This is a genomic window from Streptomyces sp. NPDC044571 (genome assembly GCF_040647115.1).
Lineage (GTDB): Bacteria > Actinomycetota > Actinomycetes > Streptomycetales > Streptomycetaceae > Streptomyces.
The window spans coordinates 60,324-73,133 of record NZ_JBEZBN010000006.1; the positions used below are offsets into that span (position 1 = coordinate 60,324).

Annotated in this window: 16 protein-coding genes and 1 tRNA gene; 10 read left to right on the forward strand and 7 right to left on the reverse strand. The window is 71.8% G+C overall.

Annotation, left to right across the window (positions count from 1 at the left end; genetic code table 11):
- Window positions 1–17 precede the first annotated feature (17 nt).
- From AB0B01_RS04950 to AB0B01_RS04975, 6 genes are all read left to right on the forward strand, one after another.
- The gene (locus tag AB0B01_RS04950) at window positions 18–176 is read left to right on the forward strand and encodes a hypothetical protein (protein WP_107087187.1); all 159 of its coding nucleotides are present in this window, start codon (window positions 18–20) and stop codon (window positions 174–176) included.
- A gap of 23 nt (window positions 177–199) precedes the next feature.
- Window positions 200–511, forward strand: a complete 312-nt coding sequence (locus tag AB0B01_RS04955; RefSeq protein ID WP_361712972.1) for a SpdD protein — start codon at window positions 200–202, stop codon at window positions 509–511.
- Between the two features lie 89 nt (window positions 512–600).
- Window positions 601–786 carry a hypothetical protein gene (locus AB0B01_RS04960; RefSeq protein WP_361712974.1) on the forward strand — a complete coding sequence of 62 codons (186 nt, stop codon included), beginning with the start codon at window positions 601–603 and terminating at the stop codon, window positions 784–786.
- Window positions 783–2,174 carry a replication initiator protein RepSA gene (gene repSA, locus AB0B01_RS04965; protein WP_361712976.1) on the forward strand — a complete coding sequence of 464 codons (1,392 nt, stop codon included), beginning with the start codon at window positions 783–785 and terminating at the stop codon, window positions 2,172–2,174. The genes AB0B01_RS04960 and repSA overlap by 4 nt, the downstream gene beginning before the upstream one ends.
- Window positions 2,171–2,359: a helix-turn-helix domain-containing protein gene (locus AB0B01_RS04970; protein WP_361712978.1), complete on the forward strand. Its 189-nt coding sequence runs from the start codon at window positions 2,171–2,173 to the stop codon at window positions 2,357–2,359. The genes repSA and AB0B01_RS04970 overlap by 4 nt, the downstream gene beginning before the upstream one ends.
- Window positions 2,359–3,513 (forward strand): site-specific integrase, encoded by a 1,155-nt coding sequence (locus tag AB0B01_RS04975; protein WP_361712980.1) that lies wholly within the window; start codon window positions 2,359–2,361, stop codon window positions 3,511–3,513. Before AB0B01_RS04970 ends, AB0B01_RS04975 begins: the two co-directional genes overlap by 1 nt.
- Window positions 3,514–3,588: 75 nt before the next feature.
- Here AB0B01_RS04975 and AB0B01_RS04980 read toward each other — a convergent pair.
- From AB0B01_RS04980 to AB0B01_RS05000, 5 genes are all read right to left on the reverse strand, one after another.
- A tRNA-Arg gene (locus AB0B01_RS04980) sits at window positions 3,589–3,664 on the reverse strand.
- A 219-nt stretch (window positions 3,665–3,883) separates the two neighbouring features.
- Window positions 3,884–4,018 carry a hypothetical protein gene (locus tag AB0B01_RS04985; RefSeq protein WP_361712982.1) on the reverse strand — a complete coding sequence of 45 codons (135 nt, stop codon included), beginning with the start codon at window positions 4,016–4,018 and terminating at the stop codon, window positions 3,884–3,886.
- Window positions 4,019–4,593: 575 nt separating this feature from the next.
- The gene (locus AB0B01_RS04990; protein WP_361712984.1) at window positions 4,594–5,034 is read right to left on the reverse strand and encodes a hypothetical protein; all 441 of its coding nucleotides are present in this window, start codon (window positions 5,032–5,034) and stop codon (window positions 4,594–4,596) included.
- A 17-nt stretch (window positions 5,035–5,051) separates the two neighbouring features.
- Window positions 5,052–5,453 carry a hypothetical protein gene (locus AB0B01_RS04995; protein ID WP_361712985.1) on the reverse strand — a complete coding sequence of 134 codons (402 nt, stop codon included), beginning with the start codon at window positions 5,451–5,453 and terminating at the stop codon, window positions 5,052–5,054.
- A 158-nt stretch (window positions 5,454–5,611) separates the two neighbouring features.
- A complete protein-coding gene (locus AB0B01_RS05000; RefSeq protein WP_361712987.1) occupies window positions 5,612–6,151 on the reverse strand; it encodes an NUDIX domain-containing protein in 540 nt (179 codons plus the stop codon).
- Between the two features lie 209 nt (window positions 6,152–6,360).
- On the opposite strand from AB0B01_RS05000, the gene AB0B01_RS05005 reads away from it, so the two are divergent.
- Window positions 6,361–7,263 (forward strand): FAD binding domain-containing protein, encoded by a 903-nt coding sequence (locus tag AB0B01_RS05005; RefSeq protein WP_361712989.1) that lies wholly within the window; start codon window positions 6,361–6,363, stop codon window positions 7,261–7,263.
- Here AB0B01_RS05005 and AB0B01_RS05010 read toward each other — a convergent pair.
- The gene (locus AB0B01_RS05010) at window positions 7,229–7,708 is read right to left on the reverse strand and encodes a RidA family protein (protein ID WP_361712991.1); all 480 of its coding nucleotides are present in this window, start codon (window positions 7,706–7,708) and stop codon (window positions 7,229–7,231) included. The two genes, AB0B01_RS05005 and AB0B01_RS05010, sit on opposite strands and share 35 nt — an antisense overlap.
- A gap of 55 nt (window positions 7,709–7,763) precedes the next feature.
- Window positions 7,764–9,041, reverse strand: a complete 1,278-nt coding sequence (locus AB0B01_RS05015) for a M6 family metalloprotease domain-containing protein (RefSeq protein ID WP_361712992.1) — start codon at window positions 9,039–9,041, stop codon at window positions 7,764–7,766.
- A 388-nt stretch (window positions 9,042–9,429) separates the two neighbouring features.
- Between AB0B01_RS05015 and AB0B01_RS05020 the strand changes: the two genes are divergently transcribed.
- The 3 genes from AB0B01_RS05020 (at window position 9,430) to AB0B01_RS05030 (ending at window position 12,679) form a co-directional block, all read left to right on the forward strand.
- Window positions 9,430–10,080: a TetR/AcrR family transcriptional regulator gene (locus tag AB0B01_RS05020; protein WP_361713137.1), complete on the forward strand. Its 651-nt coding sequence runs from the start codon at window positions 9,430–9,432 to the stop codon at window positions 10,078–10,080.
- Between the two features lie 86 nt (window positions 10,081–10,166).
- Window positions 10,167–11,711, forward strand: a complete 1,545-nt coding sequence (locus AB0B01_RS05025; RefSeq protein WP_361712994.1) for an MFS transporter — start codon at window positions 10,167–10,169, stop codon at window positions 11,709–11,711.
- 200 nt (window positions 11,712–11,911) lie between these two features.
- Window positions 11,912–12,679, forward strand: a complete 768-nt coding sequence (locus AB0B01_RS05030; RefSeq protein ID WP_361713139.1) for a class III extradiol ring-cleavage dioxygenase — start codon at window positions 11,912–11,914, stop codon at window positions 12,677–12,679.
- Window positions 12,680–12,810: the final 131 nt, after the last annotated feature.

Sequence of the window (12,810 nt, forward strand, 5' to 3'; positions counted from 1 at the left end):
CTGAAAGGCCCGACCTCATGGACGTCCCGCTCTGGCTCGCTCTGATCGTCGTCGGCGCTCTCGGCATCAAGCTCATCCGACCGCCCTGGTGGCTCGTCGCCGTGATCCTCCTCGGCGGCTTCCTCCTCGCGGACAGCTTCCTCGCCCCCGCCATCGACACCGCGATCAACAAGTAGCCCGCCCCGGAAGGAGAACGACCGTGTTCAAGCCCAAGTACCCCAGCCCCGACACGTACACCCCGGCGACCATCCGCCCGGCCCCTGCGCCCGCCGAGCGCTCCGCGTCGGCCTCGATCCCCAAGCCCTCCAGCGCCCTCGGCGGCCTCGTTCAGAACTCACCCGGTACCGCGCTGGCCCTCGCCGCCGGCGGAATCGCCGGAGTCCTCGCCCTGGCCTCCGTCGCCGTCTCGCTGCTCCTGGCCGTCGCCGTCACCGCGGTCGCCCTGTCGGTCAGTGCCGTCGTCCTGCTCTTCCTCGTCCGCGCCCTGCGCCAGGAGTTCAAGAGCCGTTGACCGGCCCCGGGACGGCCTCAACCGCCAAGTCTCCGCCGTCCCGGCGCCGCGCTCCTGCCCGATCCAACGAACCGGAAGGAAGCACCATCATGGACCAGCCCACTGCCTCGCCCGCCCAGGTCTGCCCCGACTGCGACGGCTTCTCCGCCGTGCACATCACCCTCGGCGGCCGTGACCGTACGGGCGCCCTGCGCACGATCACCGCCCACTGCCCGACTTGCCACGGCACCGGCCACCGCTCCGTCCGCCGGGCACGCCGGACGGTGATCGCGTGACCAACCCCGCGACCGCCGCGGACCTGGGCCCTGGCCTCCTCGGCGACATGCTGAAGGTGGCCGGGGCCCCCGGTTACGCCCGGTGGGAAGACCAGATCCGCCGCACCGGCGGCTGCTCCGATCCCATCCACATCACCGGCTGGACCGTCGCCAAGGACAAGACCTCCGGCGAGATCCTGCACCGCTACTCGACCGCGGACGAACCCGGCGCCCGCCTCCGGATCGCCTGCGGCAACCGCCGCGCCTCCCGCTGCCCGGCCTGCGCTTGGACCTACGCCGGAGACACCTACCACCTCATTCGTGCCGGTCTCGCCGGAGACGACCGCCGCGACATCCCCGCCACCGTCCGAGAACACCCACGCGTCTTCGCCACGCTCACCGCTCCCTCCTTCGGCCCCGTCCACAACCGTCCCGCCGGCCGTCCCTGCCGCTGCGGCAAGCACCACCAGGAGGACGCGCCCGAACTCGGCACCGCCCTCGACCCGAGTACGTACGACTACGCCGCCGCCGTCCTCTTCAACAACCACGCCGGACAGCTGTGGCAACGCTTCACGACCCGCCTGCGCCGTGAGATCGCCGCCTACGCCGGACTGACCCAACGCGAACTCAGGGAGGAAGCCCGAATCTCCTACGGCAAGGTCGCTGAGTTCCAAAAACGTGGCGCCATCCACTTCCACGCCGTGATCCGCATCGACGGACCTGACGGACCTGCCAGCCCTCCGCCCGCCTGGGCCACCACGGAGCTCCTCGACCGCTCGATCCGCGCCGCGGTCGCCCACTCCTACACCTCGGTCACCGTCCCGGCCGCCGCCGACCAGCCCGCCCGCACCTTCCGGTGGGGCATGCAGTTCGACGTCCGCCCCATCAAGGCCTTCGGGGACGGCTCCGACATCACCGAACAGGCCGTCGCCTCCTACGTCGCCAAGTACGCGACCAAGGCAGCCGAGAACACGGGCACCCTCGACCGTCGCATCGGCAACCGCGAGGCCCTGGTCCTCCTCGACGTGCCCGACCACGCCGCCCGCCTGATCGAGGCCTGCCTCGATCTGGACCCGCTCTACCCGGACCGCCGCCTCGCTGCCTGGGCCCACATGCTCGGCTTCCGCGGCCACTTCTCCACCAAGTCCCGCCAGTACTCCACCACCCTCGGTGCACTCCGTCAGACCCGCGCCGACTACCGCGCCGCCCAGGAACGCAAAGCCCGCGGGCTCGGCGCAGTAGAGCCGGACACCGTGCTCGTCCTCGCCTCCTGGCAGTACGCCGGCCACGGCCACAGCCCGGGGGAGTCCGTCCTCGCCGCCACCATCGCCCGCGGGATCCAGCTCAACCGCCAGACCGCCCGCGAAGCCATGCCCGACCAACTCGCCCTGGAAGGAGCCGCGTCATGACCACCGCCACCCCCGAGCTGCTGACCGTCCCCGAGGTCATGGGGCGGCTCAAGCTCGGTCGCTCGACCGTCTACGACCTCATCCGCTCCCGGCGCCTCGTCTCCATCACCATCGGCCGGGCCCGCCGCATCCCCGCCGATGCCGTCCGGAAATTCATCGACCACGAGATCGAGGAGGCCGCCTGATGGCCACCCCGCGCAAGCGCAACCCGAACGGCGCCGGGACGATCACCAAGCGCAAGGACGGCCGCTACCAGGCCGCCGTCTACGTGCTCCAACCCGACGGCACCCGCGCTCGGAAGTTCGCCTACGGCAAGACCTGGGCCGAGTGCGACGCCAAGCGCCGGGAGCTGCTCGCCAAGGTGGACCAGGGCGTGCCCGTGCCCACGCGGTCGGCCAAGCTGTCCGAGTGGCTGCCGTACTGGCTGGACCACTACATCCAGCCGCCCCGGCGGACCCCCGCCACGTACGAGAAGTACGAGGCACACGCCCGTCTCTACCTGGAACCCATGATCGGCTCGAAGCGGCTCGAATCCCTGGGCGTGACCGACGTCCGCGGCTTCCTCAAGCGGCTGGAGGCGCGCACCACGGCCGCCACGGCGAAGGAGTCCCACCGGGTACTGCGCTCGGCGCTCTCCGCCGCGTGCCGGGAGGAGCTGATCACGCGCAACGTGGCCAAGCTGGTCGAGCCGCCCCGGGCAGCCTCGCGGGAGCTGTCCCCGTGGTCGCTGGACGAGACGCTCGACTTCCTCGCCGCCTCCCGCCGGGACCCGCTCTACGCGGCCTTCGTCCTCGCCATCGCCATGGGCCTGCGGCGCGGGGAGATCGTCGGGCTCCGGTGGTCGGACATCGACCTCGACAAGAGGGTCCTCCACGTGCGCAACCAGACCCAGCGCCGACGCGGGGTGCTCTACGACGGGGATCCGAAGAGTCGCCGACGCCGGGTCGTCCCGCTCCCCGGGCTGTGCGTTGCTCCGCTGCGCTGGCACCGCATGCGGCAGGCCGAGATCCGGGCCAAGGCGGGGGAGGGGTGGGAGGACACCGGGCATGTCTTCGTCACTCGGAGTGGGCGTCCGGTCGAGCCGCGGAACGTCTACCGCTCCTTCACCCGGGTCGCCGAGGCCGCCGGGCTTCGGGTGATCCGGCTGCACGACGCCCGCCACGGCACCGCGACACTGCTCACCGCCGCCGGCGTGGCACCCCGCGTCGTCATGGAGATCCTCGGGCACAGCCAGATCAGCGTCACCATGAACGTCTACACACACGTGGTCCAGGACACGCAGCGGCAGGCCATGAGCCACATGGACCAGCTGCTCAGGAAGCGTCCCAGCCGCCCCTGACCGCCGCCGTTGATGTCAGGCATAGATGTCAGAGGGGGGTCACATACCGAAATCGGTATGTGACCCCCTCTGATCTGGTGCCCCCGGCAGGATTCGAACCTGCGACACCCGCTTTAGGAGAGCGGTGCTCTATCCCCTGAGCTACGAAGGCAGGGCCGGGCTGTGAGGCCTGGCCACCGCGGTCAGTGTAGCGGGTGGCGCATGATCCGTACGCAGAGATACGGGCATGCCGGCGCGGGCCGCGGGCGCGCGGGCGATCTTGGCTCGGGTGGGGCGTGCCCCGGGAGCGGCCGGGTGGCTGCTTCCGGGGCACCGTGCGTGGTGCGGCTGTCGGTGGATCAGCGGTTGTCGTACAGGCCGAACATGTCGATCACCAGGTGGTGGGCTGCCAACCCCGGTTAGAGAAGTCGATGATGCCGTTCTTGCCGGTGCCCGCCTGGACCAGGTTCGGGACGGTCGCGCCCTTCGTCCAGTTCAGGTGGGAGGAGTTCGGCGGAATCGGCATGCTCGCGGTGTCGTTGTCGTACTGGCCGCTGGTGTTCGGGTCGGGGGAGACGGTGAGGTGGCCGTCGCCCTGTGTGTCGGTGACCGTCGTGTTCAGGACGTAGCCCTTGACCGAGGGGCGGTCGTCGGCCAGCGGCAGGTGGATGCGGTCCTGCCCGGGGGACCGGGGCGAGCCGGTCCCGGGAGTCGTACAGCCGGGTCGGTGCCACCGGCAGGTACGCGGCCTTGCTGTCGGCGCTGTAGTAGCCGACGACGTCCACGATCACGTCGGTCGGGCTCCAGGAGCCGTTACCCAAGTTGATCTCCCCGTCCGGACCGACCGGCACGATCACCGAGTTGGCGACCGTCAGGCCGGCGGTGAAGTTGAGGCTCGACGTGGACGGCGCCTGCCGGCCGCCCGGGAAGACGGTCAGGTGGCCGGAGCTCTTGGGGTCGGTGACGGTGACGTTGAGGGCCACGGCCGTGACGCCCGTGCCCGGCACGCCGGCCTGGCCGGCGATCTGGACGCCGAAGGAGTCCTGTCCGGCGACCTGGCCCCTGGCGGTGCCAGCCCTTCCCGGGTGTCGACGACGCGGGTCAGGTCCAGCGAGGTGAGCCGCTGGCGGCGGAGCGGGTGAAGTACCCCGTGACGTCCGCGATCAGGCCCACCGTGCCCCGGCTGCGGTTGGCCAGCTCGACGTAACCGTCCGCGCCGACCGGCACGATCACCAGGTTCGGAACGGTCTGCCCTGCCACGAAGTTGACGTTCGACGCGTTCGGCCGCTCCGTGCCCGACGGGTAGGCCGAGATGTGCCCGTCGGTGGCGGCGTTGGTGACGGTCAGGTTGAGGGCCACGGCCGTCACGCCGGCCGGAATGCCGCTGCTGCCGCCGACCTTCACCCGGGTGGCGCCGTTCGGGGCGACGGCCTGGGCGCCGGCCGCACCGGTGCCGTCCCCGGTGTCCAGCAGCCGGGTCGGGGCGTGCGGGATGAACTCCGAACCGGCCACCGTGATGTCCATGCTGTTGGTGTCGGTCACGTTGTTGTTCAGGTCGGTCAGGGTGACCGTGACCGTGTGGGCGCGCCGACCTCGGCGTAGGTGTGCTTCGTGTCCAGGGTCTTGTTGTCGGTGGTGTAGTCGGTTTCGGTCTGGCCGTCACCCCAGTTGATCTTGATGCGGATCGCGGTGACGAAGCTGGTGCTGATGGAGGACGTGAGCTCGATGCCGTGCGCGCTGGTGCCGGAGGCGCTCAGGCCGATCACGAGCCCCGGGTTGTCCCGCACGCTCGCCGACTGCGGAGCGGCGTTCGCCGCGCTCCCCTTGCCGGACGGGGCGGAGACGGCCTTGCGGACGGAACGCTCGGCAGGGCTGCGGAAGGTGGCGGACTTGGCCGCTGCGGCCTTCACGGCTGCGTCGTTCGCCGAACCCGCCTTCGCCGAAGCGGCATTGGCGGACACGCCGTGAGCGCTGGCCGCGGACGGGGCCGGCTGCCTGGGCCGTGGCCGGCACGAGACCAATGGCTGCCGCGACGACGGCAGCAGAAATCATGATGCGGTGACGATGCACCGGACCCCGCGGGTGGGTGCACTTATTCGTTGATCAGAGTGCACAGCCCTTACCGGGGCCAGCCTCTGAGAGTGATCTGCGGGCCGGCGGTGAGGTAGGACAGCAAGGCGCTCCGTGCTGAGGGGACGAAGTCGAACGAGAGGTCGTCGGTGTCGGCCCAGCGGACCGCGGAGTGCTTGTGGGGTTCGCGGTTCTCCGGTTCGCCGGTCCATTCGCGGGTGGCGAAGACGACGGTCAGGAAGCCGCCCGGGGCTTCGACGCCCCAGGCGCCGTGGATGACGTGCGCGAGGGTGAGGGACTCGGGCTTCACGGTGAGGCCCGTCTCCTCGTAGAGCTCGCGGACCGCGGTTTCCGTGATGGGCTCGCCCGGTTCGCTCTTGCCGACGGGCAGGTCCCACTTGCCCGGGGCGAACTTGGCGTTCTCGCCGCGCTGGAGCAGGACGACACGGCGGGCGGCCCTGTCGTGGACGATGACGGCGGCCACCAGCAGGGTCATCGACGCGAGCGCCGGCTCCAGGGCCCGGGGGCGGTCGTCGTCGGTCGGTCGGGTCACTGAAGTCCCCTCGCGGGAGCGGTTGTTGGTCTGCATGCTAGGCGAGGGCCGGGCGGGCAGCCGTCCTCGAACCCCGCCGTGCTCCGGCCCGACGCCCGGAGCGGCCGCGCCGGGGCGGCGGAGCGCCCCGATCAGCCGGCCGCCGCCGGGCCGCGCGATCAGCGCAATTCCGCGGGATTCGGTTTGACGGCGACGGGCCCGGTCGATGGGACCCGTGACCGCCGGACGACGAAGGAGAGCCCCGCATGGACTTCCTGCGCCCTGCCACCTGGGAGGAGGCGCTGGCCGCCAAGGCCGAGTACCCCACGGCCCTGCCGATCGCGGGCGGCACCGACGTCATGGTGGAGATCAACTTCGACCACCGCCGCCCCGAGTACCTGATGGACCTGAACCGCATCCGGAGCCTGCGGGAGTGGGAGGTCGGCGAGGACGCCGTCCGGCTCGGGGCGTGCGTGACGTACACGGAGATCATCGAGAACCTGCGCGGGGAGCTGCCGGGGCTCGCGCTCGCCTCGCACACCGTCGCCTCCCCGCAGATCCGCAACCGAGGCAGCGTCGGCGGGAACCTCGGCACGGCCTCCCCGGCCGGTGACGCGCACCCCGCGCTGCTCGCCGCGGGAGCGCAGGTGGAGGTGGAGTCGGTACGGGGCTCCCGGCTGATCCCGATCGACGCGTTCTACACCGGCGTCAAGCGCAACGCCCTCGCCGGCGACGAGCTCATCAAGACCGTCCACATCGCCACCGCGGACGGCCCCCAGCAGTTCTCCAAGGTCGGCACCCGCAACGCCATGGTCATCGCCGTCTGCGCCTTCGGCCTGGCCCTGCACCCCGCGACGCGCACCGTGCGTACGGGCATCGGCTCGGCGGCGCCGACCCCGGTCCGGGCCGTGACCGCCGAGGAGTTCCTCGCCGCGGCGCTCGACGAGGGCGGCCTCTGGGAGTCCGGCGGGGCCATCACCCCCTCGGTCGCGCGGCAGTTCGGGGACCTCGCGGCCGCCGCCTGCAACCCGATCGACGATGTTCGCGGCACGGCCCGCTACCGCCGCCACGCGGTCGGCGTCCTGGCCCGCCGCCAGCTCGTGTGGACCTGGGACGAGTACCGCGGCCGCGGCCCTACAGCCCCATCGGGACGTGCAGTTCGACCGTGACCTCCACCTCCACGGGTGCGTCCAGCGGCAGCACCGCCACGCCGACCGCGCTGCGCGCATGGATGCCCGCGTCGCCGAAGGCGGTCCCGAAGAGCTCGCTCGCGCCGTTGACCACGTACGGCTGGCCCGTGAAGCCGGGGGCGCTGGCGACGAAGCCGACCACCTTGACCACGCGTTTGACGGCCGACAGGTCACCGGCGACCGACGAGATCGCGGCGAGCGCGTTCAGCGCGCACTGCCGGGCCAGCTCCTTGCCCTGCTCCTGGGTGATCCCGTCGCCGACCTTGCCGGTCAGCGGGAGCGCCCCGTCGACCATCGGGAGCTGCCCGGAGGTGTGGACGTAGTGCCCGCTGAGCACCGCGGGTACGTACACGGCGACGGGCGCGGGAGCCGGCGGGAGGGTGAACCCGGCCGCGGCGAGACGTTCCTCCGGGGTACTGGTCATGGTGGGACTCCTTGGGGTAGGGCGGGCGGTCACGGCCCGGGGGCCGTCACGGCCGTCACGGGCGGGTGATCCGGACCTGGAAGCTGCCGTCTCGCAGTTCGCCCACCACCGAGATGCTGATGTCGGCCTTCTCGTCGGTGAAGGTCTCACCCGGCCGGAACGGGGCGTCCGACAGCTCTCCGTGCACATTGGGCCGCCGTGTGCAGCCGCCGCTCGCAGCCGAGCTGTCCGCGACCGTCACCGGCCCCCGCCCGGTGTCCACCTGCGAGTCGACCTTGTAGACGAGGACGCCGGGTTTGCAGACGGCCTCGTCGTTCCCGGCGCGGGTGCGCACCTCCACCGCGTATCCGGAGCTCTCCGTCAGCGGCACGAAGGCCAGCTTGGTGCCGCCCTCCACCGCCAGGGAGGTGAGGACGTGGTCGCTGACGCCCGATTTCGAGGCGCAGCTGATCTGGGAGCTGTCCAGCCAGCCCAGCTTCCACTTGTGCCAGCCCAGCAGGTCGTTGTTGGCGCCCCAGTCCTCGCTCATGATGTCCCAGTGCCCGACCGCGCCGCCGCCGTCGGCGGTGTAGAGGTCGGGCAGGCCGAAGACGTGCCCGTTCTCGTGCGGCAGGACCCGGTAGCCGGTCTCCCGGTAGGAGCCCGAGCCGTCGTCCTGCCGGCTGTAGACGAAGGACGTGTTCGCGAGCGGGACCCCGTCGGCCGTCGGGGCCTCGGCGTTTCCCGAGAAGGTCACCGACAGGACGGTGTCCAGGGCGGAGGGCCCGGCGTTCGGGGTGACCAGGATGTTGATCAGGTCGTAGCGGCTGAAGTCCACCTCGGAGTCGGCGGCCTTCGCGATGTGCTCGACGAGCTGTCGGTAGCCGGGCTCGTACGCGGAGCCGCGGCCGATCCCGTACGCGGCGAAGGGCATCGGCATGCGCAGCCAGGTCCGTATGGGCGCCTCGGGGCGGTAGCTGAGGCGGCCGTAGGAGCTGGTGCGGAACCAGTCGGAGGTCCGCGGGAAGAACTCCGCCATCCGGTCCATGGCCGCGCCCTCGCCCTTGGCGTCGGGGAAGTCGATCATCAGGTTCAGCGCCCGGACCTCACCCGTCGAGCGGGAGTAGCCGGGCGGCGTCGGCAGGCCCTCGGACATCTGTACGCCCATGGTGCCGGTGATCCGGCAGGGTGCCAGTGCCGATTCGGCGTTCGCGGCCACCGGGCCGGCCGCGGAGTGGCTGTGCCCGGCGATTCCGGTGCTCGCGGTGGCCGTGATCCCCAGGGCCAGCGCGGTGAGGCCGATGTAGGCGCAGGCGCGGTGATGTCGGCGTATCCGGTGGCGGGTCTGCGTCATGGAGATCGCCTTCGGGTCCGCGGCAGCCGGCCGGGCCCGGTCTGCTCTCCGTGCGATCACCCTCTGTCGACAGCCGCTCACCCGCGCGCCGGGTGCGGCCGAACGGGAACGGGGAAGTGACTCAGGTCACACGTGGGGGTGAAATAACCGGGGACGCAATCCCCGTTTGTACGAGGGTCCACGAAGCGGGGACCGGCTCCCCGTTTAGGGGGGGTCCGCCGGACCCCTCCGTACGGTCCCGTACGAGCCCCAGGTCCAGGGAGGCCCCGGAATGAAGCGCTCCGCCACCGCCCCGGCGGCCGTGTCCGCCGCCCCGGCCCGGTCCGTCGCGTCGGCCCCGGTCGCCCCCGCGGCGCCCGCGGACCCGGCGGCTCCGGCGCCCGCGGACCTGTCCGCCGCGGCTCCGGCCGCCGAGCGGGTCCCGCGCCCGCGCGCGGACGCCGTGCGCAACCGGGAGCGGATCCTGGTGGCGGCCCGCGAGATGTTCGTGGAGACCGGCTGCAGCGCCCCGTTCGACGAGATCGCCCGCCGGGCGGGCGTGGGCAACGCCACCGTGTACCGGCACTTCCCCGACCGGGCCGCGCTCGTCCACCACGTCGTGCTCTACGTGATGGGCCGGGTGGCCGCCGAGGCCGAGGAGTCCCTCGCCGTCGAGGCCGACCCCTTCGCCGCGCTGTGCCGCTTCACGCACGCGGCCGCGGACGAGCGGATCGGCGCCCTGTGCCCCATGCTCGCCGGGGACTTCGACCGCGAGCACCCCGAACTCCTCGCCGCCCGCGCGGGCTTGGAGGGGGCGGTGGAGGCCCTGGTGGCCGCGGGCCAGGAGGCCGGCCTGATCCGCACCGACGTCGGGGTCGGCGACCTGATGGTCGCCCTGTCCCAGCTCAGCCGGCCCCTCCCCGACATCACCTGCGTGGACGGGGACATGTTCGTCCACCGTCATCTCCAGCTGTTCCTCGACGGGTTGAGGGCCCCGGCCCGCTCCGTGCTGCCGGGTTCGGCGGCCACCCTTGAGGACCTGAGGCAGAAAACCATGTGACGCCCCGGGGTCGCGCCCGATAGCGTCGAAATCCCGATCAAAACACGCTTTTTTCAGTCATTCCGCATAGTGAAGTGGGTACCCCCATGCCAAAAACAGCCGCGGCGCCCGTACCGGTGGCCGACCCCAGTCGATGGAAGGCCCTGGTCTTCATCGCCCTGGCGCAGTTGATGGTCGTGCTCGACGCGACGATCGTGAACATCGCCCTCCCGTCCGCCCAGACCGACCTCGGCATCTCCGACGGCAACCGCCAGTGGGTCATCACCGCGTACGCGCTGGCCTTCGGCGGCCTGCTGCTCTTCGGTGGCCGCATCGCCGACAAGTGGGGGCGCAAGAACGCCTTCGTGGTCGGCCTGATCGGCTTCGCCCTCGCCTCCGCGCTCGGCGGCGCCGCCAACGGCGAGGCGATGATGCTGGGTGCCCGCGCCCTCCAGGGTGCCTTCGGCGCACTGCTGGCGCCGGCCGCCCTGTCCCTGCTGGCCGTCATGTTCACCGACGCCAAGGAGCGCGCCAAGGCCTTCGGCATCTACGGTGCGATCGCCGGCGGCGGTGGCGCCGTCGGCCTGATCCTCGGCGGTTTCCTCACCGAGTACCTCAACTGGCGCTGGACCTTCTTCGTCAACATCCCGTTCGCGATCGTCGCGGCCGTGGGCGCCTGGCTGATCATCCGCGAGCCCGTCGGCGGACGCAACCGCGCACCGCTCGACATCCCCGGCGTGATCCTCTCCACCCTCGGCCTCGTCGCCCTGGTGTACGGCTTCACCCGCGCCGAGTCGGCCGGCTGGTCGGACCAGGTGACGGTGGCCATGTTCATCGGCTCCGCTCTGCTCCTCGCGGCCTTCGTCTTCGTCGAGTCCAAGGTGAAGTCCCCGCTCCTGCCGCTGCGCGTCCTGCTGGAGCGCAACCGCGGCGGCGTGTACCTCTCGCTGGGCCTCGCCGTCATTGCGATGTTCGGCCTGTTCCTCTTCCTCACCTACTACCTGCAGGTCGTGAAGGGCTTCTCGCCCGTCAAGACCGGCTTCGCCTTCCTGCCGATGATCGCGGGCATGATCACGGGTTCCACCCAGATCGGCGCCCGCCTGATGACGCGGGTCGCGCCGCGGCTCCTGATGGGCCCGGGCTTCCTGCTCGCCGCCACCGGCATGCTGATGCTGACGCAGCTGGAGGTCGGCTCCTCCTACCTGGCGCTGATCCTGCCCGCGCAGCTGCTGCTGGGCCTCGGCATGGGTACGGCGTTCATGCCGGCCATGTCGATGGCCACGCACGGCGTGCAGCCGGCCGACGCCGGTGTCGCCTCCGCCATGGTCAACACCTCGCAGCAGGTGGGCGGCGCGATCGGCACCGCCCTGCTGAACACCATCGCCGCCTCGGCGACGACCGCGTACCTGACCGACCACGCGGCCCAGGCGGCGGCGGGCGGCCCGGCGGCGAAGCTGATCCAGGCCCAGGCCATGGTGGAGGGCTACTCCAGCGCCATCTGGTGGGCGGTCGGGATCCTGGTCGCCAGCGCGGCCATCGCCCTCACCCTGATCACCACGGGCCGTCCGGGCGCGGGTGGCCCGGTCGCCTCCGGCGGCATGAAGGGTGCGGACGCGGACGCCGAGTTCCCGGTGCCGGTGATCGCCCACTGACGGGAGCCCGGGGCTGCCGGGAATGACTGATGACCCCGTGTCGTTCAAATTTGAACGACACGGGGTTAGTCTGTTGTCAGGGCCCGTTCCGGGCCCGTGCAGGCGACCGCCGGCCCGTGCCGACGCATCCCAGGCCCGTGCCGACGTCCGAGGAGCACCCCGTGACCACCACCGAGCACCGCAGCCCCGCCCCGGCCCGCATGCCCGCGCTGTACCTGAGCCACGGCGCTCCGCCACTGGCCGACGACCCGGTCTGGCCGGGCGAACTGGCGGCCTGGTCCGCGGGCCTGCCCCGCCCCCGGGCGATCCTGATGGTCTCCGCGCACTGGGAGGAGGCCCCGCTCGCCCTCGGCGCGACGGAGCCGGCCCCCCTGGTCTACGACTTCTGGGGCTTCCCGGAGCACTACTACCGGGTGCGCTACGACGCCCCCGGCGCCCCCGCACTGGCCGCCTCCGTACGGGCGCTGCTTCAGGCCCCCGGTACGCCGGTGCAGGACATCCCGGACCGCGGCCTCGACCACGGCGCGTACGTCCCGCTGGTGGAGATGTTCCCGGAGGCCGACATCCCGGTGCTGCAGATGTCGATGCCGACGCTCGACCCGCGCCGCCTGATGGACATCGGCCGCAAGCTGGCGCCGCTGCGCGAGGAGGGCGTGCTCATCGTCGGCAGCGGCTTCTTCACCCACAACCTGGCGGCCCTGCGGCACTCCGGTCCCGGCGTGCCGTCCTGGTCGGCGGAGTTCGACGCGTGGGGCCGCGAGGCGCTGGCCGCCTGCGACATCGACGCCCTCCTGGACTTCGAGGCCAAGTCCCCGGCGGGCCGCCTGGCCCACCCCCGCACGGAACACTTCGCCCCGCTCTTCGTCACCCTCGGCGCGGCGGACGCCACCGGTGACCTCGGCCGCCGCACGGACGCGGTGGACGGCTTCTGGATGGGCCTCTCGAAGCGCTCCCTCCAGTTCGGATGACCGCGCAGGCAACCGGACGGCGCCGGGCCCCGTCTTCAAGGACGGGAGTGCAGCCACGGCCGGCGCTGTTCCGAGGAGCGGCACCCGGGTCTCGACCCCGCGCCTGACCTGCACCTCTACGAGCTCTCACG